This window comes from Botrimarina mediterranea (genome assembly GCF_007753265.1).
In the GTDB taxonomy this organism is placed as follows: domain Bacteria; phylum Planctomycetota; class Planctomycetia; order Pirellulales; family Lacipirellulaceae; genus Botrimarina; species Botrimarina mediterranea.
This window is the reverse complement of record NZ_CP036349.1, coordinates 4,798,295-4,822,851: the sequence shown is the minus strand read 5'-3', so window position 1 is coordinate 4,822,851 and position 24,557 is coordinate 4,798,295. Positions and strand designations below refer to the sequence as shown.

General features: G+C 63.4%; 16 protein-coding genes. 5 read left to right on the top strand and 11 right to left on the bottom strand.

From position 1 onward, the window contains the following. Positions 1 to 39: 39 nt before the first annotated feature. Together Spa11_RS18525 and Spa11_RS18520 are read left to right on the top strand one after the other, a co-directional pair. Positions 40 to 2,658 (top strand): alpha-galactosidase, encoded by a 2,619-nt coding sequence (locus Spa11_RS18525; RefSeq protein WP_145117063.1) that lies wholly within the window; start codon positions 40 to 42, stop codon positions 2,656 to 2,658. A gap of 71 nt (positions 2,659 to 2,729) precedes the next feature. Beyond that, positions 2,730 to 4,718: a glycoside hydrolase family 97 protein gene (locus tag Spa11_RS18520; protein ID WP_145115050.1), complete on the top strand. Its 1,989-nt coding sequence runs from the start codon at positions 2,730 to 2,732 to the stop codon at positions 4,716 to 4,718. On the opposite strand, the gene Spa11_RS18515 is transcribed toward Spa11_RS18520, so the two are convergent. The 4 genes from Spa11_RS18515 to Spa11_RS18500 all read right to left on the bottom strand — a co-directional run bounded on the left by Spa11_RS18515 (position 4,661) and on the right by Spa11_RS18500 (position 9,747). Next, positions 4,661 to 7,447 carry a family 78 glycoside hydrolase catalytic domain gene (locus tag Spa11_RS18515; protein WP_145115047.1) on the bottom strand — a complete coding sequence of 929 codons (2,787 nt, stop codon included), beginning with the start codon at positions 7,445 to 7,447 and terminating at the stop codon, positions 4,661 to 4,663. The genes Spa11_RS18520 and Spa11_RS18515 overlap by 58 nt on opposite strands. 119 nt (positions 7,448 to 7,566) lie before the next feature. Then, positions 7,567 to 7,869 (bottom strand): ArsR/SmtB family transcription factor, encoded by a 303-nt coding sequence (locus tag Spa11_RS18510; RefSeq protein ID WP_391503329.1) that lies wholly within the window; start codon positions 7,867 to 7,869, stop codon positions 7,567 to 7,569. A 473-nt stretch (positions 7,870 to 8,342) separates the two neighbouring features. Continuing rightward, positions 8,343 to 8,759: a TlpA family protein disulfide reductase gene (locus tag Spa11_RS18505; RefSeq protein ID WP_145115044.1), complete on the bottom strand. Its 417-nt coding sequence runs from the start codon at positions 8,757 to 8,759 to the stop codon at positions 8,343 to 8,345. Positions 8,760 to 9,315: 556 nt separating this feature from the next. Continuing rightward, positions 9,316 to 9,747: a carboxypeptidase-like regulatory domain-containing protein gene (locus Spa11_RS18500; protein ID WP_145115041.1), complete on the bottom strand. Its 432-nt coding sequence runs from the start codon at positions 9,745 to 9,747 to the stop codon at positions 9,316 to 9,318. 333 nt (positions 9,748 to 10,080) lie between these two features. On the opposite strand from Spa11_RS18500, the gene Spa11_RS18495 reads away from it, so the two are divergent. After that, positions 10,081 to 10,260: a hypothetical protein gene (locus tag Spa11_RS18495; protein WP_145115038.1), complete on the top strand. Its 180-nt coding sequence runs from the start codon at positions 10,081 to 10,083 to the stop codon at positions 10,258 to 10,260. A 159-nt stretch (positions 10,261 to 10,419) separates the two neighbouring features. Here the strand turns inward: Spa11_RS18495 and Spa11_RS18490 are convergent, their stop codons facing one another. Continuing rightward, the gene (locus Spa11_RS18490) at positions 10,420 to 11,088 is read right to left on the bottom strand and encodes a choice-of-anchor R domain-containing protein (RefSeq protein WP_145115035.1); all 669 of its coding nucleotides are present in this window, start codon (positions 11,086 to 11,088) and stop codon (positions 10,420 to 10,422) included. Between the two features lie 545 nt (positions 11,089 to 11,633). On the opposite strand from Spa11_RS18490, the gene Spa11_RS18485 reads away from it, so the two are divergent. Then, positions 11,634 to 13,076 carry an SLC13 family permease gene (locus tag Spa11_RS18485; protein WP_231933036.1) on the top strand — a complete coding sequence of 481 codons (1,443 nt, stop codon included), beginning with the start codon at positions 11,634 to 11,636 and terminating at the stop codon, positions 13,074 to 13,076. A 391-nt stretch (positions 13,077 to 13,467) separates the two neighbouring features. On the opposite strand, the gene pflA is transcribed toward Spa11_RS18485, so the two are convergent. Both pflA and pflB read right to left on the bottom strand, forming a co-directional pair. Continuing rightward, positions 13,468 to 14,268 (bottom strand): pyruvate formate-lyase-activating protein, encoded by an 801-nt coding sequence (pflA, locus tag Spa11_RS18480; protein ID WP_197529502.1) that lies wholly within the window; start codon positions 14,266 to 14,268, stop codon positions 13,468 to 13,470. After that, complete coding sequence (gene pflB, locus Spa11_RS18475) at positions 14,265 to 16,544, bottom strand: formate C-acetyltransferase (protein ID WP_145115029.1); 2,280 nt, start codon at positions 16,542 to 16,544, stop codon at positions 14,265 to 14,267. The genes pflA and pflB overlap by 4 nt, the downstream gene beginning before the upstream one ends. Before the next feature lie 834 nt (positions 16,545 to 17,378). Here pflB and Spa11_RS23080 point away from each other — a divergent pair. Then, entirely contained in the window at positions 17,379 to 17,792 is a 414-nt protein-coding gene (locus Spa11_RS23080; protein ID WP_231933034.1) for an integrase core domain-containing protein, read from the top strand. Positions 17,793 to 18,212: 420 nt separating this feature from the next. Here Spa11_RS23080 and cysN read toward each other — a convergent pair whose 3' ends face one another. From cysN to Spa11_RS18450, 4 genes are all read right to left on the bottom strand, one after another. Then, entirely contained in the window at positions 18,213 to 20,165 is a 1,953-nt protein-coding gene (cysN, locus tag Spa11_RS18465; RefSeq protein WP_145115023.1) for a sulfate adenylyltransferase subunit CysN, read from the bottom strand. Positions 20,166 to 20,249: 84 nt separating this feature from the next. Then, complete coding sequence (gene cysD / locus Spa11_RS18460) at positions 20,250 to 21,173, bottom strand: sulfate adenylyltransferase subunit CysD (protein WP_231933032.1); 924 nt, start codon at positions 21,171 to 21,173, stop codon at positions 20,250 to 20,252. Positions 21,174 to 21,243: 70 nt separating this feature from the next. Beyond that, entirely contained in the window at positions 21,244 to 21,801 is a 558-nt protein-coding gene (locus tag Spa11_RS18455) for a hypothetical protein (RefSeq protein WP_145115017.1), read from the bottom strand. Positions 21,802 to 21,907: 106 nt separating this feature from the next. Then, a complete protein-coding gene (locus tag Spa11_RS18450; RefSeq protein ID WP_197529500.1) occupies positions 21,908 to 24,553 on the bottom strand; it encodes a DUF2309 domain-containing protein in 2,646 nt (881 codons plus the stop codon). Positions 24,554 to 24,557: the final 4 nt, after the last annotated feature.

Sequence of the window (24,557 nt, the reverse complement as noted above, 5' to 3'; positions counted from 1 at the left end):
GGCGTTGTTAGAAGGGGCATACGGGAGGAGTCGGGCGTGATGGGGATTCGTGGTTGGGCTTGGAATCGATGTTGGCTCTTGCTGCCGTTGGTCGTTTGGACCGCGGTCGAGGGCGTGTCGTGGGGCGCTGAGAGCGTCGACGTTTCGTCGCTCGATTTGTCGAAGATGACGAGCGGGTGGGGACAGGCTCAAGCGAGCAAGAGCCTTGCCGGCGAGCCGCTCCGTTTGCGCGGCCGTGAGTTCGCCAGTGGCGTGGCGACGCACGCGCCGAGCAAGATGCGGATCAACCTTGCCGGGCAGGGCGACCGCTTCACGTCGGTCGTCGGCGTGGATGACAGCGCCGACGGCAACGGTGGGGTCCGCTTTCAGGTGGTCGCCGACGGGGAAGTCGTTTGGGAGAGCGGGCGTCTCTCCGGCACGGCGGAACCAGAGGCGCTGGACGTCGATGTGCGTGGCGTCAAGGTGCTTGAGTTGCGTGTCGCTGACGGCGGCGACGGCGCCGGCTACGACCACGCCGATTGGGCCAACGCCAAGGTCAGTGTGGCAGGGTCGACGGATTCCATCGAGGCGATCGAGCCTTACGAGGTCATCCGCATTGGCGGCGACGCGTTCCCATTGGCGTTTATCGTCGGCGACGACGGCAGGCTCTATCAGGCCGCGCTGGGCGAAGCGGTCGAGAACGCCACTCCGCCACGCACCGCCGAAGCGTACCCGCAGGGCGGCTACGGCTACGTCTTCGAGCCGGCGTTGCAAGTCGTCCACGCGGATGGCGATCGCTCGACCTCGCTCGCCTACGTCGCCCATCGCACGGAGTCGATCGACGCCGCGACGGACCTTGTGGAGATTGACCTCCGCGACACCGTCTTCCCGCTCGATGTCACGCTGTCGTTCCGAGTCCACAGGGCTTCGGGAGCCGGGGATGCGGGAGTCGTCGAGCAATGGGTGACCATCACCAATGGTGAGGACGGGCCGATCACGCTCGAGCGGATGGCGTCGGCGTCGCTGGTGTTGCCGGCTGAGCAGACGACCTTGATGCACTTCCACGGCGACTGGAACGACGAGATGAACCCCGTCGTCGAGAAGCTGACGCCGGGGATGAAGGTGGTAGATTCGAAGCTCGGCGTGCGGGCGCACCAGTTGGTGTCGCCTTCGTTCATCGTTGGGCTCGACGGCGAACCCGCCGAGAACACCGGCCGCGTGCTGGGCGGGACGCTTGCTTGGTCGGGGAGCTTTCAGGCCGCGTTCGACCACACCGGCAAGCAGGTCCGCGCGTTGTGCGGCGTGAACCCGTATGCGTCCGAGTACCAGATCGCCGCGGGCGAATCGTTCGTGACGCCGACAATGATTTGGGCGTGGAGCGACCAGGGTCTCGGCAAGATGAGCCGATCGCTGCACCGCTGGGCCCGCGAGCACGGCCTCCGGGAAGGCGACACGCCGCGCGACACGCTGCTGAACAACTGGGAGGCGACGGGCTTTGACTTCGACGCCGAGCGGATCACGAATCTCTTCGGCCCGGCGAAGGAGATGGGCATCGAGCTGTTCCTGCTCGACGACGGTTGGTTCGGCAAAATGCATCCGCGGCTGTCGGACAACGCCGGCTTGGGTGATTGGGAACCCAACCGCGAGCGATTCCCAAAGGGCATGGCGCCCGTCGCCGAGGCCGCGATCGATCGGGGGCTGCGGTTCGGCATCTGGATCGAGCCCGAGATGGTCAACCCGCGCAGCGAGCTCTACGAGCGGCATCCCGAATGGGTGATCCGCCAGCCGCGGCGCGAGCCCGAACTGCAACGCAACCAGATGATCCTCGACCTGACGCGGCCCGAAGTGTTCGACTTCGAGTGGGGCGTGATCGAGAGGACGCTCGGCGTCGAGGGCGTCACCTGTGCGAAGTGGGACGCCAACCGCTACGTCACGCAGCCCGGCTCGTCGTACCTGCCGGCGGAACGACAGATGCACCTGTGGATCGACTACACGCGGCAGCTCTACAAGCTGATGGCGCAGACCGCCGAGGCGTTTCCCAAGACGGAGTTGATGCTCTGCTCGGGCGGCGGCGGACGCGTCGATTACGGCGCGCTGCGGTACTTCCACGAGTTCTGGCCGAGCGACAACACCGACGCGGTGCGCCGCGTCACGATGCAGTGGGACTACTCGTACTTCTTCCCATCGATCGCGATGAGCAGCCACGTCTCGCGGATGGGCGAGCGGCCGCTGCACTTCGCCACCGCTGTGGCGATGAGCGCCAAGTACGGCATGGACATCGACGTGGCCGAACTCACCGATGAAGAGATGACGATCTGTCGGCAAGCGATCGCGGCGTACAAATCGATCCGCGAGGTCGTGCAGCTCGGCGACCTGTACCGCGTCGAAAGCCCGCACGATTCGTCGCGCTGCGTGATCGACTTTGTCGCGGAAGACGGCAAGCGAGCGGCGGCGTTTGTGTTCCAACTGAAGAAGGACGAGCCCCGGCCGGTAAAGCTGATGGGTCTCGACCCCAAGACCGCTTACAGCGTCCATGAAGTTCACCCGGCGCCGGGCCGCCCGGTCCTTGCCGACGACGGCGCTACGAAGACGGGCGCCGAGTTGATGGAGGTTGGCTTCGCGACCGCGACGGCGGACGCGGTACAGGCGACGATGGTCGAGCTGATCGCGATCGAGTAAGCAACCTTCTGTTGCATGTTGCCCATGACTGTCTCCGTAGCCGATGACTTTCACCGGTAGAAGGTTCTTTGATGCTGGATTGGGCAAGACTTACGCGTGGTGTTGTCTGCTTGGCTTGTTGCTTCGTTGCCGTCTCCTGCGCCGCGGCGGAGAGGGTGCTAGAGGTAGCGTCGCCTGACGGCCGCGTCGCCTTGGCGGTGTCGCTCGACGACGACGGCGCCCCGAGCTACACGGTTTCCTACGACGGCAAATCGGTAGTCCGTCGATCGCAACTCGGCGTCGTTTGCGCGGACGGTGACTATAGCCGTGGGCTGCGACGGGTTGAGTGCAGCGACGTCATCGTTGATCGGCAGCGGTACGAGTTGTTGACCGGCCCCACTTCGCGCATCGACCACTTGCTGCACCGCAAGACGGTTCGTTTTGCCAACGCCGATGGCAACGAGGTGCTTATCGACGGCGTGGCGAGCGATGAGGGCGCCGCGTTTCGATATCGTTTCGAGAAGCCAACCGGCGAGCGGCGCGAGGTGTTGCGCGAGAGAACGTCCTTCCGCTTCACGACGCGAGCGAAGGGATGGCTGACGCCTTACCACGTGGCTGGCGAGCACACGCCAAACGACGAGGACTACTTCTTCCGCGTCGCGGTGGGCGATCCGCCGATCGAATCGCGGGCCAAGCCGGCGGGTTGGGCGATGCCGGCGCTCATCGAGCCTTCAACAAGCGGCCCCGCCGTCCTGTTGTGCGAGTCGGGTGACGTCGGCGACTTCTGTGGCAGCCACTTGGTGAACGGCGCCGAACCGGGCAGCTACGAGATCGCCTTTGCCGCCGCCGACGAGACGCATCAAGCGCCGAAGTCCGTGCCATTCAGCGCGACCCCGGCGTCGACAACGCCTTGGGCGTTGCCGTGGCGGGTGATCCTTGTCGGCGAGCCGCGTGACTTCGTCACCGCGACGCTCGTCACAGATGTCGCGTCGCCTTCAAGAATCAGCGATACGAGTTGGATCAAGCCGGGCCGGGCTTCGTGGGGTTGGTTGTCGCAGCACGAAGGGCCCTATCGGCGGGAGTTCTTCGACAAGTTCACCGACCTCGCCGCGGAGTATGGCTGGGAGTATACGACGTTCGATGGCGGTTGGTGGGATGTCGATCTCAAGGAGACCTCGCAGTACGCACGGCGGCAGGGCGTGAGGCCGCTGATCTGGATGTACTCGGGCGACTGTTACGACGCCCAACACCGGCGCGAGAAGCTGGACCATTACAAGGCGTGCGGCGCCGCCGGCGTGAAGATCGATTTCTGGGCGACCCAGCTGCAGCAAGGGATGCAAGCGATCCGCGACACGCTACAGGACGCCGCCGAACGAGAGTTGGTGGTGGTGCTGCACGGCTGCCCGACGCCGCGCGGCTGGCATCGCACCTGGCCGAACCTGCTGTCGTGCGAGGCGGTGCTCGGCATGGAGAGTTACATCTACGACAACCGATACCCCGAGAAGGTCGCCGAACTGAACTGCGTGCTCCCGTTCACCCGGAACGTCGCCGGCCCGATGGACGTGACGCCGCTGCGACTCGCGCCGCTCGTCGACACCCAGCGGACAACGACCGTGGCCCATGAGCTGGCGACGCCGATCGTGTTCACGTCGGGCGTGATCCACTACGCCGACGGGCCGGAGGCGTACAACGCGTTGCCGGCCGCCGCACAAACGGTGCTCCGCGAGGCGCCGGCGCGGTGGGATGAGTCGCGATGTCTTGTCGGCGAGCCGGGCAAGCGCGTCGTCGTCGCCAGGCGGTCGGGCGACGATTGGTTCATCGCCGGCTTGAACGGGCAGGACCAGCATTCCGAGGTTGAACTCGATCTATCGCCGTACGCCGATGCCCGAACGTTAGTGGCGATCACCGATGACGTTGAGGGCCGCGACCTCGAGATCGTCGAGGCGCCAACCGTCCCGGCGAAGTGGCTTCACGAGGTCCCGGGCCGGGGTGGTTTTGTGCTGCTGCTAGATTGGCGTGACGATCAATCTACCGCTGCGGCGGAAGTCGATCCGATGGGTAGCGGGGCGACAAAGAGATAACTACCCGAACCGACCGCAAACGCCGCCGTGCCGTCAGCGGATGGCAGCGACTCGACGCCAGTGGCTCGGTCCGCTGGCAGGTCCGACTCGGTGACTCGGGTTGCATCGGCCGTTGGGATCGTCACTCGGGCTTCAACTCCTGGCGGAACGTCGACCTCAAGCCGCAGCGACTCGCCCTCGATAAGCCAGTCGCAACGGACCGGCCCGCGCGGCGATCGGTAAGTCGTCTTTGCCCATCGGATCGGTCCGACGACGCTCGGCGCGATCTCGACGCGGTCGCCGGCGACCGCATCGGACGGCACGGCGATCCCTCCGACGCGCTCGATCATCCACTGGCTGACCGAGCCGAACATCGGGTGATTGTGGCTGAACGTGTTGTCGGAGAACGCCCAGTGCTCCCAGAGCGTCGTGGCGCCGGAGTCGAGCATGTGACCCCAGCCGGGAAACTCACGTTGCGTCGCGGCGAGGTAGGCGAGGTCGCTGCGGCCGTGGCGAGTCAGCGTTTCGAGCAGCCACGACGCCCCGAAGATGCCTGTCGTTAGCCGCACCTCTCGCGCGGACAGGTCGCGCTCGAGCCAAGCGAGAGCCCCGTCAGCGTCGCCAGCTCCCAAGAGTCGCACCGCGGCGCAAGAGGCGGTTTGGGTCCAGTCGCTCTCGTTGTTGAGTTCATCGGTATAGAACTCGGCCCGCCAAGCGTCGCGGATGTGCTGCTCAAGCTCCGCGTAACGGGCGGCGTCGTCATCACGGCCGATGGCTTTCGCCAGCCGTTGCATGAGGACGGTGGCCTCGTGGTAGTGAGCGGTCGCCATCAGCGCGACGGGCGTGGGCGTTATCGCCTCGTGGTCGCCGATCTCGACTCTCACCAAGTGATCCGGAGCCAATCGACCGACGAGCGCGAGCCACTTCGCGGCGACGGCGTACTGCTCTTCGATCAGCCGCTCGGCGCCGTAGTAGCGATGGAGCCGATCGAGCAGCAGCGGATGGGCTAGGGCCCAGCCAATGGGACCGCCGCGTTCACCAAGGCCGGCGTCGGCAATGCCAACGAACGGCGCCGTCTCGGTCAACGCCCCGTCGGGCCGCCTGGCGTCGGCGAGGTCTTCGACAGCTTTGGTGTAGAAGGTCGCCATGTCGTAGTTCAGGCACATCGCGTCAGCCGTCACCGCGATGTCGCCGCCGTAGCCGAACTTCTCTCGATGGGGACAATCCGACTGGACGCCAACAAGATTGCTCTCGAACGTGTTGCGACAGACCTGCTGGAGCTGGTTGAGCCGCTCGTCGGAGCACGCGAACTCGATCGCCGACGCCACGTCGGATCGCAGCGCAAGGCCGGTCAGCCGTGAGTCGTCGGCAAGGCCGGTCGCTTCGACATAGCGAAAGCCGTGGAAGGTGAACCGCGGCGCCCAAGACCACGCGCCGTCCTTCGCCGGCGTGTAGGAGTCGAGCTGTACCGCGACATCCGGCGCGCCGGGGCCGCCGACGCCCGGCTGCTTGATCTGGCCGACAACGGACGTCAGTGGATTCACGCGGCCGTCGTCGTCGAGGAGCTCGCCGTGCAGCAGCCGCACTTGCTCTTCACCGGAGCTTGGCGAATCGACTTCAACCACGCCGGTGAAGTTACGGCCGAAGTCATACACCCGCGTCCCATCGGGTAGTGTCTTGAGCAGCACGCCTGGCAGTCGATCGACGACACGGATCGGCGGCGCCGACTGAGGTACGAGTTTGCCTTTCGGTTGATCTCTTGCAGCGATGGCGTGGCGCCAATTGGCATCGCCATACTCTGGCGTCGTCCAACCAGAGAGCTCGCGGCGGGCGTCGTACTCTTCGCCGAGATAGACACTGTTGCGAACGACCGGGCCGGGGTGCGTCCGCCACTCGGGACCGGTTGCGATCACGGTGCGCGACCCATCGGTATGCGTGACTTCGAGCTGAGCGATCAGGCACGGCGGACCGACAGCCAGACTTTCGCGGAGATTGATCCGTCCCCACATCCGCAAGGGCAGGGGATCGCGCCATCCAGCGCCGACCTCAATTCCGATAGCGTTCTCGCCTTGGGCTAGCAGTTGAGTGACTTCGTGCGTTGCGTAGAGCACCCGCTTGTCGTAGTCGGTCCAAGCCGGCGCGTGATGCTCGTCGCCAATGCGCCGACCGTTAAGGCGAGCCTCGTAGTAACCCAATCCCGCGACGTACAGGCGTGCGTGACGAACGGGCTTCTCAACCTTGAACGCTTTGCGAAACAGCGGCGCCGGCGATTCCTCGTAATACTCGGCGTCGTGTTGTGGTCGCGGGCGCCCGTCGTCAATCCACTGCGCTTCCCAGTCGGTGGGAGCCAGCGAGGTTTCCCATTTGGCGACAGCGCTCCACTGCGAAGGCTTATCTGTCTCGTCCCACACTCGGACACGCCAGTAGTGAGGTGTTCTCGGCTCCAATCTCTTGGGGACTACCACGTGTTGCGCGGGCGAGTCCTCACGCCCACTCGCCCAAACATCGGGCGTCGCGAGGCGGTCAGGGGAAGTGGCGACCTGAACTTCAAACGCCGTTTGCTCCGATCGTCGCTCGGACGATTCCAGCGACCAAGAGAGCACGACCGGAGAAGGAGCGACGCCGAGGGGGTCGGCGCGTCGGTCGCACTGCAGGTCGACGGCCTCCATCGCCGGGGCCAACTGGCAAGCAAGGCAGACGATAGTGATGCAGAGCGGCGTCGTCGCGGCAGAGCGGCAAAGGCTAGTCATAGCGGTGACTTATTGAGAAGTAGCTTCGGCAATGAGCCGTCCATTGGACCGTGGCTAACGCCGAGAAAAAACCGCAAGCGCGCCCATATGCGCAGCAATCCGTCGCTTCGCACCTAGCGCTACTTCGCCTTACCCGACTGGAAGCGACCCTCGATGCAGTCGAGCAGTCGCTCCAGGTGCGGCTCGGCGACGCGGTAGTAAACACGGCGGCCTTCACGTTCGCTGGTGAAGAAGCCGCATCGCTGCATTAGCCGCAGGTGCTCCGACGCGACGTTCTCAAGCACGCCGCAGTCTTCGGCAAGCTCGCCGACCGTGTAGCGGTCGTGCAGCAAAAGCTGCGACATGCGGATGCGGACCGGGTGCGCCAGAGCCCGCAGGCAATCGGCCGCCGTGCTTAGCGCCTCCATGTCCAACGGTTTCAGCGGACGGCTTGCGGCGTGCTCGCCAACGGTCGGAGTCGCTTTAGAGGTTTTGCTCTTAGCCACAGTAGGAATACCAGCTTAAGTTGCGGGCACGCTTGCAAGTCTTGCCGTAGGAACGCCGATAGAGGGTGCCGTTGCAGGACATCGTGGACCGGCTCCTAGGATAGCGCCCTCTTGAGACTATCCGAACCGGGCGACGACAACCACCGGCCCCGCGGAACCGATTCATCCGCCGTCCGCTTTGGACAGAGGGTCGTAAATTAATGGGCCAAGAAGGAGGGGGACCGTCTGAGCTCGACGTCAGCGGAAACCGAGTCAGAACTCCGGCGCGAATGTACCAATAAAGACTTGCCATGTGACGATGGGCGGATCGATATCTACCACGACCGTCCTGAAAGCACGACAGACCCCACCGGCACGTCCCAGTTCAGAGAACTGCGCGTAGCTCTGGTCCCGTAATTACGTGTCTCGCATTAAGGCGTCATGCTGACGCGAGACAGGAGCGCTTCGGTCAGCTCCGACAACACCTCATTCCAATCGGTGCGTGCGTAGACGAGCAGGCCGTCGGGGCCGATGAGGTAGTAGACGAGAACAGAGCTGACGGCGAGTTGGGGCACCATGTCCGAGTCCTCGCCGAGGTAGTTCTGCGCCCAGTTCCAGTGGCGACGCTGGGCGAGCGCCTTCCCGGCTTGCTTGTCGCGGTCGACGTTCAGGCCGACGAAGACGGCTTTGTCAGTGGCGAAGCGCTGAGCAGCGGCCTCGACCTCGGGCATCATTGCTAAGCACGGTTCGCACCAACTGGCCCAGACGTGCATCAGCACGTAGCGTCCGCTCATGTCGCCGACGAGGCGCTCGCGGCCCTCGACGTCGGTAAAGCTGTACGCCCGCATGTCGGTCCGCGGACGGGAGCCGGCGCGGCAGGGGACTTCTATGTTGCCGAGGTCCGTAGCGCCTGAGGAGTCGATGGTGATGGGGACAACCTTCCGGCTGTTCGTACAAGCGGACGACGAGGTCGTACTCGCCCGGCGCGAAGCCGGTCACGCGGAGGTCGCCGTCGGGCGAGAGTTTGACGAAGTGATGCGCGCGGGCCGCGAGGAGCGTACCCCAGTTCGGGTCGAGCAGCCACGCCGGTTGGAAGGGGCCCGTGGCGTAGAACCCGGGCGTTTTGCCGCTTGGGGGGTCGGTCGGTGAGAGGCCGCGGTTGCGACTGATCAGGTAGTTGAGCGACCAGCGTCGATCGAGTGGGGCGTCGTCGCGGCTGGTGGGGACGACCTTGCCCGTGATGACGGCGCCGCTCCCGCCGAGGATGACGTCGCGCCGCTCGCCAGGAGCGAGCTCGACGGGCAGGCTTTCGCTCGATGTGAGCGGCGAGTCTTCCCTCGGGCCCAAGCGGGCTAGGACTCGACTTCACTGTTCTTGGACATGGGGACCCAGGTGGACGTACCCTCAACGACGATCGCGCCGGCGACGGACTTGCCTTCCGCATCGACGACGCGGCCGGGCGGGCTCGAGCGCGATGTTCAGGGTGACGCGTCCGTCCTGAGGGCCGTAGGACGATTCGCTGACGACCGTGCGATAGCCCTCCGCTTCGAACCGCACCCGGTATCTGCTTTCTGGGTCGCCGCTGCCCTTGAGCGGGAGCTCGTACTGTCCGTCGGCGCCTTGCCCCGTGTCCTCGTAGCGCGTGCTGTAGAAGTTGGGGCCGAAGACGATGACCGGCATCGCTTGGAACTCGGCGATTGGCTCGCCGGTCGCTCGGTCGGTCGCGACGCCCTCGACCACCAGCGGTCCGTTCAGGGTGACGACGTGGGGCTCGCTTTTCGGGACGAGCCGTACGTCTTGTCGGGCGAAGCCCTTTGCGCCGACGTGGTACCGCACCGGTTGACGCCCCGCTCATCCGCACGCCGCGGCACGCCGTACTCGGGCACGCTCGAGCCGCCTTGGGGCAGCGTAGCCCCTGATCGCCGCGACTTAGTGCGCGGCGCGTCGTTCTCGCGGGACAACAACTCGAAGGAACGCCGAGCCGGCAATGCTTCGTCAGAAGCCTCTCCGATTGCCAGCCGACTCGATGGCGCCATGGTTGCTCTCGCATTCCAGTCTGCCGAGGATTTCTGCAATTGGAGCAATTCAACCATGCCAGCCACGACGGACGCCGCGCAACCGACCACTAGCCCTAGCCGAAGCGATACACGCTGGCGTCCCGGCTTGCCCATGTTGCTTAGCCTCGTAGTCCCGGGGCTGGGGCAGTTCTACGACGGGCGGCGTTTCGCGGGCGCGGTCTGGTTGCTCTCTACCCTGGTTGGTTACATCCCGTTCATTCTGCCCGGGGCGATTCTCCATCTCCTCGCCATCGGTACGGCAGGGTTTCGAAAGACGAGCAGCGGCGACTAGGTGTGGCTCGGCTCTCAACTAAGGGCTGGTTTCGGCGCCGTACCGGGGAGCATTCGGGCGATGTGACCGGGCGAAACGGGGCCACACTTCGACGCACTGCACGCCGAAACGCGGCTCAACCCCAAGGCTCAGCCGCGCCGGCGCCCGGTTCTTCAGGCCCTATCGAACTCGGCGATGGCGCGACGCACCGCCGACGATAACGCCGATTAGGACCAGTAGGCCTGTCGTCGGCTCGGGGACGGCGAACCGTCCCTCGACGCGGAGGGCGTAGCGTTCGTCGTCGATCCTCGGATTCCACGGGTTCGGTTCGCTCTGCCCCGCCGTGAGGCCGACATCGCCCGTGTCGTTGAACCGCCAAGCCCCGTCAAAGCCGCCCTCGCCGTCCATCAGCACCCAGTACGTGGTGTTCGCCGACAGCTCAAGGGAGCCGTCGTCTGGCAGTGTGACGAGCTGGTCGCCGGTGGCGCCGAGGTTTGTTGATAGCGTCCGCAGCACGGCCCCCGGCGAGCCACCGGCATCGGCGGCGATCAACACGTCGATCGGGCCCGTCCCCGTATTAGGCGAGCCGTTGACGCCGATCCCTAGCGACAAGCTCGTCAAGAAGGCGTCGGCCGGCCCCACCGTGAAGGTCGAACCTTGATTGACGTCGCCGATGGCGCCGACATCCGGCCCTTGCACGATGCGGCCGGTGCTGGAGAACGAGTCGCCCGGCCCAAGATTGCTAAAGATCACCGCCGCTTCGCCACGACCGCAGGCGACGCCCGCCGCTAGGGCCACGCCCAAGGCCATAGCCAATCGCAAGTTCAATAAGGTTCGATCGATACGCATCGGGCTGCCTCAATGGCTTCTGAGAGATTCCGTAACCGGGCGATCCGTGACCGCCTCTACTGGGGAATCAACAGAACAACCGTTGGCCCGACACCGACATTGGGTTTCTTTCGTCGAGGCTTCGCCCCGTTCTGTTCGCTCGGCCCGTCTGGCCCGCGGACAACAACAACCCGGGGGGGCGGTCGTGTCTCTTCCGACGCCCCCACTCCCCTCGGTGGGTCACGGCATCGAACGCCTCGGCCGCACCCGATTCCCGAGGCGTCTCTCTCGACGCGCAGCCAAACGACAGGCGACGCGGTCCCTGCTCTTGCGGCGTCACGAACTTCGCGCCGAGCTTGGTGGTTCCGTACGATTCCTTCCGCCAACAGACTTTGGCGAAGCACTGCGTGCGGGGCGAACCCGCGACGGCAAAGTCCCCCAGCAGGTAAGGGCGCAATGGTGCGGTGAATCGTCGCGTCGATCGCGTAACGTAGTTGCCTCAGCTTAGCGGTCGCGGGAAGATGCGGGCCCTCCACGTTGCCCCCTTGAACGCCCCAATCAAGACCATGGCCGACGACAGCCGCAGCGACGCCGAACAAGTCCTGGGGCTGTTCAAGTTCTCGCACGTGCGGGCAATGCTGACGGTGGCGGCCTGCCTGGTCGTGGCGACGCTGGCGGCGTTTGTGCCCCACTACGACGGTCTCACCGAGGCGGGTCACCGGGCGCTATTTGTGATGGTCTTCGCAGCTGGGATGTGGGTGACCGAGGCGATCCCGGCCTTCGCGACGAGCCTAGTAGCGATCGGCTTGTTGATCGCGCTGCTGGGGCGGCCCGACGGGGTATACGCGACGGGACCCAATGATTGGGAGCAGTTCATCGCCCCATGGGGGAGCTCGCTGATCTGGCTGTTCTTCGGCGGGTTCTGCCTAGCGGCGTCGGCGGAGAAGACGGGGCTCGACCGTTGGCTCGCCGCCCGGGCGCTGGGGCTCTTCGGCCAGCGCCCAGCGATGCTGCTAATGGGGGTAATGTTGGTGACGGCGACGCTGTCGATGTTTGTGTCGAACACGGCCACCGCGACCTTGGTACTGGCGATGCTCGCGCCACTGTTCGCGACCCGCCCCGAGAGGGACCGCCTAGTGAAGGCGCTCACGTTGGGCGTGGCCTACGCGGCGAACCTGGGCGGTATGGGGACGGTAATCGGGACCCCACCCAACGCGATAGCGGTGGGGCTGCTCGTCGGGCGCTCGGAGGTGAACTTCACGCAGTGGATGCTTCTAGCGACTCCCTCGGCGGCGGTGCTGCTGGCGATCATGTGGGGGTTCCTTGTGGCGTCGCAGCTCGGCAGCGGCGCGTTCCGGCGGGGTGAGGACCTGCTCTTCCACGCCGGCAGCGCGGCGGACCGAGCGCCGAAGCTCCAGCAGATCGTTGTCGTCGGAACGTTCGCCGTCACCGTCGCCCTGTGGATGACGACGCCACTGCACGGCCTGCCGACAACGTTGGTGTCGTTCGTGCCAATCACGGTCCTGACAGCAACGGGGATCCTCACCGCCGCAGACATCCGGACCCTACCGTGGGACATATTGCTCTTAATCACTGGGGGCCTGTCGCTGGGCGTAGCGATCGAGAACACGGGGCTCGCGGGCTGGGCTGTAGGCCGGCTGCCCGTTGGTGGGTGGACGGCGGTGACGCTAGTGCTGGTGTTCAGCTATTTGACAATCGTCATGTCGAACCTGATGAGCAACACGGCGACGGCCAACCTGTTGCTGCCGATCTCGATCGCGGTCCTCACGGCGATGGAGGAGACCGGCGGCGACGCAAGGATGGCGGTGCCGATTGCGTTGGCGGCCTCTGCGGCGATGTGCCTGCCGATCAGCACCCCCCCGAACGCGATCGTCTACGGCATGGGGCGGCTGCGGGTGACCGACCTATTGGTCGGGGGCCTGCTGGTCGGCCTCATTGCTCCACCGGTCTTGGTCGCGTGGGCGTGGGTGGCGTTGCCCTGGCTGTAGATCGCATTTGCCAGAATTGAAGGCATAGAAGCGTCAGGATCGACTGAGCGCAAAAATCGGTGGCTGTCTCCCGTCAACGGCTCTCCCAGCGCGCGAGATGCTTGGGACGCCAGCCGCCCTTCCGCCCTGGAACGAGGCCCGTCTGAATTTGAGAATCCCACGCGGCGTGGTCCGTTGGCACTGAGGTTCTTCAATGAAGCGGACAAAGTTGCGACCAAGCAGAGCATCGAGAACTCGCGGCAGGCGGGCGTGAGTCATGCGAAGGGTTAGAACACTTCCCGGGGCTGCCGGACGTTAGGGAGTACCGAGCAGACTTACTAGCGTTGGCGTCAGCCGTGCCTATCGATGGAAGTGGCGCCGGTAGGGGTTCGGGCAATGCGAAGCAGATGCTTCACCCCACGCGGCAGCCCGCTTCGCGGAATATCGTCCGGGTGGCCTCGGCTTGATCGTGTGTAGCGGCGGGGGTCGCTTCTAAGGCGTAAGGGAGTTTGAGATCGCGCCACTTGCGCCGGCCCATCTGATGGAACGGCAGCACCTCCAGCCGCTCGACGTTCGTGAGACGGGCGGCAAAGTCGGCTAGGCGACGGATGTCGTCTTCATCGTCAGTCAGACCCGGGACGAGCACGAAACGCACCCACGCCGGCCTGCCGAGGTCTGCTAAGCGCCGCGCGAACTCTAGGACCGTGCGGTTGCTGACGCCGGTGACGTTGCGATGATGCTCTTCGCCGAATGCCTTGAGGTCGAGCAGCACCAAATCGATGTCAGCGAGTTCGTCGTTATCCAGTCTCGCGCCGAGGTAGCCGTTCGTATCTAGGGCGGTGTGGAGGCCCAACCGCCGCGCGCCGCGGAGCAGGTTCATGGCGAAGGGCGCCTGCACGAGGGGCTCGCCGCCGGAGACGGTGAAGCCGCCGCCCGCCGCCCGGAGGAACGTGCCGTACCGCTCGACGTCGGCAAGTACGTTCTTGACGCTGTGCCGCTGATTGTCGCGTTGTATCTGCCACGAGTCGGGGTTGTGGCAGTACTGGCAACGCATGATGCAGCCCATCAGCCACACCACATAGCGCAGCCCAGGCCCATCGACCGCCGAAGCGTTGTCGTGGCTAAAAACATAACCCTCGCTGCCGCGAGCGCGGACCGATGGTTCGCCCACGTTGCGGCAGGCGCTAGGCGGCATGTCGGTAGACGAGCTCAAAGCTTCTCGTGGAAGGTGCGGCTAACGATGTCTTGCTGCTGCTCGGGCGTAAGCTTCACGAAATTGACCGCATAGCCGCTCACCCGCACGGTCAGCTGCGGATACCTTTCGGGATGCTCCATCGCGTCGAGCAAAGTCTCACGGTCGAGCACATTGACGTTCATATGGAAGCCGCCGCAGCCGAAGTATCCGTCGAGACAAGCGGCGAGATTAGCGACGCGGTCCTCCTCGCAGGAGCCCAGCGCCGAGGGGATCACAGTGTGGGTCAGGGAGATGCCGTCGCGAGCCGCTTCGTACGGCAGCTTGGCGACCGACAGCGCGCTGGCGACATAGCCCTCGACGTCGCGGCCGTGCATCGGGTTGGCGCCGGGGGCGAAGGGTTCACCGGCCTTGCGGCCGTCAGGAGTGCTGCCGGTGTTCTTGCCGTAGACAACATTGCTGGTGATGGTCAGCACCGACTGGGTGTGCTCCGCGTTGCGGTAGGTGGGGTGCTTGCGGAGCTTTTCCATGAAGGCACGGACCAGCCAGGCGGCATAGCCATCCACCTCATCATCGTTGTTGCCGAAGGCGGGGAACTCGCCCTCGACGCGGTAGTCGGTGGTCAGGCCGGTCTCGTCGCCGTAACGCCACACCCGCGCGTTCTTGATCGCGCTGAGCGAGTCGGCCACCACCGACAGACCGGCGATGCCGAACGCCATCGTCCGCCTTGGGGCGTAGTCGTGCAGCGCCATTTCGACACGCTCGTACGCGTACTTGTCGTGCATGTAGTGGATGCAGTTCATCGCGTTGACGTAAACGCGGGCCAACCACTCCATCGCTACATCGAACCGCTGCATCACCTCGTTGTAGTCGAGGACCTCTCCCCGGCAAGGATCGAAGGGGGGCATGACTTGCTCACCGGTTATCTCGTCGCGACCGCCATTGATGGCGTACAGCAGGCACTTCGCGAGGTTTACCCGGGCGCCGAAGAACTGCATCGACTTGCCCATCTCCATGCCGGAAACACAGCAGGCGATGGCGCTGTCGTCCCCGGTGACCGCACGCAGTTGGTCGTCCGACTCGTACTGGACGCTCGAGGTGTCGATACTGACCTTCGCGCAGAACTGTTTAAACCCCTCCGGCAGCGCCTTGCTCCAGAGTACCGTCATGTTCGGTTCTGGCCCCGGGCCGAGGTTGTAGAGCGTGTTGAGGAGGCGAAAGCTGTTCTTGGTCACCAGCGGTCGGCCATCGGCGCCGACGCCTCCAATCGCCTCGGTGACCCAAGTGGGATCGCCGCTAAAGAGACCGTCATACTCTGGGGTCCGCAAGAACCGGACGATCCTCAGCTTGATGACGAAGTCGTCGATGATCTCTTGGGCCTCTTCCTCCGTGAGCGTCCCTTCGGCAAGGTCGCGTTGAAAGTAGACGTCGAGGAACGTGCTGGTGCGGCCTAGGCTCATCGCCGCGCCGTTCTGCTCCTTCACCGCCGCGAGGTAGGCGAAGTAGAGCCACTGCACAGCTTCGCGGGCGTTGCGCGCCGGACGCGAAACGTCGAACCCGTAGTCGGCCGCCATCTGCTTCAGCTCGTGGAGCGCCCTGACTTGTTCGGAGAGCTCCTCGCGGTCGCGGATCACTGCCTCGGTCGAGTGCTTTTCGTCAAGTGAGGCCTTCTCTGCGTTCTTGGCCTCGATCAACCGATCGACGCCGTACAACGGGACACGGCGGTAATCGCCGATAATCCGGCCGCGACCATATGCGTCGGGCAGCCCCGTAACGAGGTGGGTGCTCCGCGCCTTCCGGATGTCGGGCGTATAAACATCGAACACGCCGTCGTTGTGGGTCTTGCGATACTTGGTGAAGACCTCCGCGACCGCTCGTTCAGGCTCGTAGCCGTAGGCCTTCAGCGAGCTGACGACCATCCGCCAACCGCCGTTCGGGAAGATGGCTCGCTTCAGTGGCGCGTCGGTTTGAAGGCCGACGATGATCTCGGAGTCCTTGTCGATGTACCCCGGCCCGTGGGCGGTAATCGACGAAGGAGTTTGGCTGACCCCCAGCACGCCACGCTGGCGTTCAACGACGAAGAGCTCCAATAGCTTGCTCCACAAGTGGCGGGTGCGATCGGTGGGGCCGGCGAGAAACGAGGCGTCGCCGTCGTAAGGCTGGTAGTTCTGCTGGATGAAGTCGCGGACATTGACCTCTTGCGACCACCCTCCCGGGACGAATCCCCGGTAAGGGTCGAGAGATTGCGGCCGGCTCACGGGGAGAGGGGGGGTGAGTACAGCCGAAGTGGCGTGCATGGCGGTCTCCTTTGCTGGTCGTTCCCAGGCGGCCCGTCCAAAGAGCCGCGCGGAACGTGAACCGGGATCTCCTAGCCGGATCAGCCAAGAATCACTCTCGATTGATCAGCCTTAATTGTACTCGTGGGTACCATACCCCTGTCGAGTCCGTTGGCTTGTCGGTCCCCGCCGTGGTGAACCGGAGCCGCACAATCGGCGCGACGCCGAGTGAATGATTACCGTCGGGGTCGTAAGGTCTTAGCGCGGAAGGTCTTGCCGTGATTGCAAGTCAAGAGCAGCCAGCCATTGCGACGGCGGGAAGCATGGTGGCGGGTGGCGAGTAGTCGTTAACGAGCGCTGCGAAAAGTTGTCGCAGCATGGGGATTTCACCGGATTGAACACCCTACACAACGCGCGCTGCATCGCCTTGGACCAACTTTGATGGTCCGCTAGCCCAGGAGGGAGTTTCTTGCAGATCAGTTGGCGGTTGCTCAACTGACATCGTCCCCGCCGAGCATTCCAGTACAGGGCAGGCGAGAGCAAGCCCCGCGACTTCAGAAGAGAATCGGCAAGACCGCCGGCTAGTAACTCAAGAAGTATCAACGCTTTCCTTGACAGCTGCGACGCACTTGGCGGTATCTCCAGTCGCAAAGCAACCGCCCGATAGCCTACGATACGTCAACTTCGTAACGGAGGCTCGCGCTGAGTCGATGGCATTACTCTAGGAGGGCGCTTTCGCCCCGTGTCTCAGCCTCACTCAAAACCATCGGCGTTCGCCGTCCTCGGATTCGCAGGCTTAGCGTCGATCCTGTGGCGGTACTTCCGCGAGAAGGCGGTGGAACAACTCCGGAGTGTTTGGGCGATAGCCCAGTACTTTCGGACACCGGCGGGGTCGAGAAACGGCGGCCCAGGCACGGCGAGCTCTTGCATCACAGCGACCGCGGCTGCCAGTACACGAGCGACGGCTACCAGAAGACGTTGAGAACGCTCGGGATCGAGGTCTCGATGAGCCCCACGGGGAACTGCTACGACAACGCGGTCGCCGAGCGATTCTTCTGGAGCCTCAAGCACGAGTGGACCTATTGGAGGGCCTACGCCACGATGGACGAGGCCCGGCCGAGCGTCTTCCGCTACATCGAAACGTTCTACAACTCCAGGCGGCGTCACCAAACGCTCGGCTACAAGTCTCCCGATCAATTCGAAGCCGACCACCCCCCGGCTCTAGCGGCGCATAAAATGCGAAGTCCCGCCGGTGTCCCAAAGTACTGAGCTATCGCAGACCATGAAATCGAGATCGGCTCGAATCTTCTTGACGTTCTCTTCACGTAGGCTAGGGACAATCATCGTCAAGTCACCTTATTAAGACAACGAACGGGAAGCATACGATCCGAATCACATCCCGCACACCCGAGCGTAGTGCGGGCCTCGTGGGAATGGCAATCGTTCGTCGTCCTGGGACATCAATCTGGACATAAGTTACGACGTAGCTTCAGCAGCCCTGCAGCGAGGGCCGTCGCTTGATGCGTTCGCCGACTAAATATCGGCTACACGCGACAACATGCCGCACGCACTTCGAGTACCCGAGGTAATAGACTCACTGTGCCGATCGCCCCTTTCGCGGCTATTGATGTCTTCAAGAGGAAAGCAATCCCAGGTGCCTTGATGGATGACTTGCTGCAGCGTCGCCGATCAAGACTTGGCGACCGCCACGCTGCCGCCTCCGCTGCAAATGCCAGACGCCAGTCGCTCGATCAACTTGCCCGCCGCAGCTTCTAGGTCGATCAATTCTTCCGTAACAATCGTTAGGTCGGGGGTGGCGGGGGTCTCATATTCTGCCGTCACTCCGGGGAAGCCGTAGATCTCACCATTATCGGCGGCCAGATAACGTCCCGTTGTGTCTCGGAGACGGCACGCCGCCACCGAAGCATCGAGGTGGACATGGACGACACGGTGTCGGCCTACTATTTCGCAGAACTGTTGCCGCATGGATTCTTCGGGGGCGCAGAACGCGGCGATGCAAAACTGCCCTGAATCGTTGATAAGCTTTGCGATTTCCGCCCCGCGGCGGAGGTTCTCGGACCGCTCTTCCTTGGAGAAGCCGAGGCCCTTGCTGATCCCGTGCCGCAGCGACTCACCATCGAGCAGCACGCCAACGGCGCCCCGGCTGAACAATCTCTTCTCCAAGTGCTTCGCGATCGTCGTCTTGCCCGACGCGGGCAGGCCCGTCAGAAGGACGGTGAACGGTTCGTGCCCGTACCGCTGTAAACGATGACTGTCGTCGATGGGACTTTGGACTCGCCGTGCCGGCAAGAACCGCGGCTCGCTTCCCGCAAGATCCCCTGACAGACCGTAGTCGAGGAACATGCCCGCCGCGAGCGTCTCGTGAGTGATCCGATCTACGAGGATGAAGGCGCCGGTCTTGCGGTTCTTTTCGTAGGCGTCGTACGCGATTGGCTGGTGGAAACTGAGCGAGCAACGGCCGATGGCGTTGAGCCGCAGCGTGTCGGATTGCTTGCGATGGAGTGTATTGACATCCACTTCGTAACGGATCGACTCAACCTCGCAGACCGCTCGTCCCGCTGCGTTCTTGAACCAGAGCGGGCGCCCTTGATTCAAGGGGGTCTCCGACATCCATACGAGCATCGCTTCTCCCGTACGGCCGACGTGAGGCTGATTGCCCGGACGGCAGAGGTAGTCCCCTCGGGTGACATCGATCTCGTCCTCAAGCGTTAGCGTTACCGATCGAGGCGCCGCTGCTTCATCGAGTGTCCCGTCCATTGTGACGATGCTGCGGACCCGCGAACGCTTGCCGGAAGGCAGCACGACGATCTCTTCACCCACGCGGACAGAGCCCGATGCAATCGTCCCGCTAAACCCCCGAAAGACGTTGTCGGGGCGGTTGACCCACTGCACCGGGAAGCGGAAGTCTCGCAAGTTCTGGTCGGAGCCGACATAAATGGTTTCAAGCTGGTGCAGCAACGACCCGTCCTCGTACCAGTGCATCCTCGCGCTGGGCTCGGCGACGTTGTCTCCGTGGCGGGCCGACAGTGGAACGAAACGCACATCGGTGATATCGAGCTTCGACGCAAATCGCTTAAAATCACCACGAATGGCGTCGAAGGTGGCTTCATCATAGGCAACCAAGTCCATCTTGTTGACGGCCAAGATGACGTGCTTGATCCCCAGCAGCGAGACAATGAACGCGTGTCGCTTAGTCTGCGTCAAAACCCCTTTGGTGGCGTCCACAAGCAGGATGGCGAGGTCGGCGGTCGATGCCCCCGTGGCCATGTTCCGGGTGAATTGTTCGTGGCCGGGTGTGTCCGCGATGATGAACTTTCGCTTCTCGGTAGCGAAGTACCGATACGCCACATCGATCGTGATCCCCTGCTGCCGCTCGTCTTCGAGACCATCGAGCAGCAAAGCCGTATCGATCTCACCGCCGTTGGTGCCGTGCTTCTCCGACTCCATCTGCAGCGCCGCAATCTGATCGCTGTAGACCGCCCCCACGTCGAGCATCAGGCGGCCGATCAGAGTGCTCTTGCCGTCGTCAACGCTCCCGCAGGTGATGAACCGGAGGAGGTCTTTCTCGACCGGACGGACGGCGGTGGTGCTCAACGCGGGCGCAATCGTGCCGGATGTCATGGGAGTTATCGCGTTACTAGAGCGTGGAATATCGACGCCGACGCGTCGGTCTGGTGAAGGAGACTTGACGCATCAAGACCGCCGTTAGAAATAGCCTTCCCGCTTCTTCCGCTCCATGGCGCAAGCCTCGTCGCGGTCGATCGCGCGCCCCTGCCGTTCCGAGTAGCGAGTCTCGATGAGTTCTTGAACGACCTCTCCAATAGTCGACGCTGTGGATTCAACCGCGCCGGTGACCGGGTAGCACCCGAGCGTTCGGAAGCGGACGGTCCTCAGCTCCGGTTGCTCGCCGGCCTCCAGCCGCATCCGCTCGTCATCGACGACAATCAGATCGTCGCCACGCATGACGACGGGGCGGGGTTTCGCCAGGTAAAGATCGGGAAGTGGCGCCTGCTCTCGCTCGATGTACTGCCAAACGTCTAGCTCGGTCCAATTGGAGAGCGGAAACACCCGCAGGCACTCGCCCGGGCGTCGCCAAGTGTTGTAGATATTCCACAGTTCCGGTCGTTGGTTGCGGGGCTCCCAGCGGTGATTGCGATCCCGAAAAGAGAAGACGCGTTCCTTGGCTCGCGAGCGTTCTTCGTCGCGGCGACCGCCGCCGATAGCCGCGTCGAAGCCGTGCTCTGTCAACGCCTCTTTCAAGGGCTGCGTGCGCATCACTTCGGTGTAAGCGTTGCTGCCAAAGTCGAAGGGATTCACCCCGGCCCGTCGTCCTTCCTCATTGATTTTGACGATGACCCGTAGGCCGAGCTGTTGTCGCGCGAAGCGTTCACGGAAATCCGTCATCTCGCGGAACTCCCACGTCGAGTCGATATGCAGCAGCGGCATAGGCGGCTTCCCCGGATAGAACGCCTTCCGCATCAAATGCAAGATGACCGAGGAGTCTTTGCCGATGGAGTACAGCAGAACGGGATTCTCAAATGCGGCTGCGACTTCACGCAGGATATGAATCGCTTCGGACTCCAGGGCGTCGAGGTGTGACGTTGCACGGGGGCGAACGCTAGAGGTCACGATTCCGGCCGTTAGGGCCCCGAGCTCTCTTGCCATGGCCAACTCTCCGGTATTGGAAGAACGAGGACGACTAACGGACCAACACCCGGAATGAACTAGTCAAGGGATCGTAAGCGGCGAAGACACCGCTTTCATCGCGGTAGTAGAGGGCGTGCATCCTCAGCACGCCCCCATCCACGGCTAAGTCGATCTCAGGGACAGCGAGGAGCGAGTGGATCTGCCTTGCAAAGTGGTTCTCAACCTGCGCTTTCAATCGCTGCGCTCTCTGCACTTGAGTGAACAGCTCCTCCGTAGTCTCACGCGGCGCCGATTGGCCAGTCACAAACGGATCGCTCACCGGGACGCCGGCTGCGGAGTTTCCGACGAGCGCCAAATTTGCGATTCTCCGCTCTTTTATGAGCCATAGAATAGCGTCCTTCAGGAGGTCACCGTCTGCCTCCCAAAGAGCTTGAGGTATCGGCAAGATTACCGCTGATTCTCTCTGAAGCGCCCCCGCTAGCCTGCGGAGCATGACGGGATCGTCATCGGCGAACACAACCCAGGAGATAGGAACGTTCGTCTGCAAACAGACTTCTTGAAGTCTTTGTAGATGCAGATTGCTCTCGCTCGCGTCACTGAAGGCGATCATGGTCAGATTCCCTTTCGAGTCCCAAGATTCGTTAACTAACGTGTTGGTACGGGGTGATGTGGCGAAACACAGGCCTACCTTCCTCCCAGTCTCGTGGCACGTTCGCCTAATCGATGGTGATGGGAGCACGCGATCTGACTTCTGCGACCGCAGCTTTTCGGTGGCCATAGGGCTTTACCGGGCGCCAGTCTTTACGGGTAGTCAGCTGATAGAACTTCCCGTCCTCCATAGCCACGAGTTGAACCCACCCGTTCACCACCAGGCTCTCGACATTGCCGTGTCGCTCTAGGATCGCGGTAATCGAGGTGCGCGGCGCTGCGACCACCGAGAGCAGTCGTAGAGGCTCGTGTCGATAGGCCTTGCCATCGTGGACCGACTCCCAGGGAACGCCTGTTGTCAGGTCTCCCCCGTTGCCGGAGAAGACGCCGAAGCGGCCCACGACGTTATGGATCGTCTTGCTGCCGCTGCCGAAATGGTGGGGATCCACCGTGGAAGCGTAGTACTGGAGGTTGATCCAGCTCCCCACCACCATCGGCGCCGTCAGGATGCCCTCCAGCACCTTCCCATCGGGGTCCTTATTATGATCGTAGTTATGCAGGAAGGCGCGGCCTTCGAGCGAGATCGAAGTAGTCAGGCTGCGCGGCCCCACGATGAAGGCGGCATTGCCGGTAAGCCCCCATTCAGGCCGCACCTCTGACCAGTCCTGCGCCCGCCGGAATGGCTCGCTCGCCCTCGCAGTTGAGAGTAGCGGCAGCCTATCTAACCGGGTTGCATTGGCGGCGGTGTTCGCCGCAGCACGGAGTTCTTCCACATCCTGCCGATGGGACGGTGGCACGAGGTCGAGGTCAAAGAAGCGAATCTCATCGGTTGTCGTGCTGTGTAGCCCCGCGAGGAAATGGACCTCTGTGGAGAGCTCGAACCCTTTCGCGATTAGTTGTTTGCGGACCGCAGGGTTATTGAGCAGCTGCGCGGCCAAGCGTGCGTTCGGTTCGCCGGAATGGCCGCCGCACGCTCCACAATCGAGCCCCGCTGCGAGCGGATTGTTCTCCGTTTTGCTCCCATGCCCACAGAAGACGACGAGTCTAGCGAAGCCCGTCCGCAGCCCCATGCCCGTGAGAATCGACGCCGCCAAGTCGGCTTGTCGATCCTTCGTCAGGCCCTGCGATTCGAGACTTGCTAGATCAGGGGCGAGCCGGTCACGCTGCGCGCAGGCGACACCGTCGTACTGCGGCTCGATCGAGCCGGCACTGCGCCCAACGACTCGCCGCAGCAGTTTGGCGCCGAACAATAAGCCAGTGGCTTCGACGCATGCGAAGGCGCTGACGGACGCGGTTTGGAATCGCTTCCATGCCTTACGCGCAACTCGTGCGAAGTTCCGCCGGCTCCAGGCTGCCTTCTGCTGATCAGTGGGCACCGAACGCAGATGTTCCGCAACCGTGAATTGGGGTCGCACGAGAACGGGCAGCTGATTGGATTTTACCGATTCGCCGAGGCGTTGGAAGGCGAATGGCAGACCAAAAAAGCCGGCGAAGCCGATTGTCTCGATTTGATCGCCAGCCATCTCGAGGTGACGACGTATCCGCTCCGAGCGCACATCGATGCAGAACGCTACCTGAGCGAGTTTCCGGGCTCCACGCACCTTGGTCCCTGCGACGTCGTCAGCGGAGTCCGCACCATCTTCGACAGAGGGAGTCGCTGACACCTTGCTCAGGAGACCGTTGCGATAGGCGATTTCCGAGGCGCGCAGTAAGGCATACCGAACGAGCGCCTCAGCGCCAGGCGCTCCGGTGGCGACTGCCCCGCCCCGCGTCGACAATGGAAGCATGCCGGAGATGTCCATCGAAAAGTTAAATCGCTTCGCTACAGCGATATCGTAGGCGAGGCGCATCGCGACCAGACCGAAGAGATCGTCTCCCTCCGCGTCGCCAACCCGAGCCTCGGTCCCCTCCCGCCAAGCCGATTGATACTGAGTCCACGCGCTCCAGCCGGGAAGCTCGTACGCTAGGCAGAGCAGGTACTCTCGCCAGAGCGCTTGGGGCACACCAGAGACCTCTAGCAATTCAACCACGGCCGTCGTAGTATCGGCGGGAAGACCGCTGACGAGCGCCCTTACGCCGGATAGCCCCAGCACCTCCAGGCGTCGGTCGTGGCGCATCGCGGAACGCCACGCGGCATACAACGACTGCTCTTTCCACGGACTCAACCAAGACGCTTGTCCACCGTCATAGTGGGCCGCGCAATGCTTACCGATCTCTTCATGGATTCGGAGGGTCCACGAAGCGTCAGCGTAAAGGTCGTAGGCAGCGGAAATCGATCGGATACGAGAGGCTCGCCTCGATGTCTCCTCGCCTGACGCCGCGGCTTCTTCGGAAGGCAACGCTTTTAGCAGCTGTTCTAGCATCCCGCCCGTTATCAGCTCGGCGCCTTCGACGTCCGCATCGACGAGTTCGTCGATCGCCAACTCAATCTCGGCGCGGCCGAAATAGCCATCGACGAACCGCTGTCGATAGTAGGTGAGCGGCATCAACAGCTCACAATCGGAAACTCCCCGCAACCACTCACGAGCCGTCAAGAAGTCGGTTCCCGTCAATCCCATGTAGGGATTGACGGCGACGTAGTCGGCGAGTGGCCATACCGGCGCGATTGTTTCCGCCAAGCCGCGCAACGCCTCTGCCGCCACCTGATGAGGATCGGAGGGACGCTCGGCCTTCACCTCGCGTCCGTAAGGCTCAGCCGCAATGGTCGTGCACATGTTT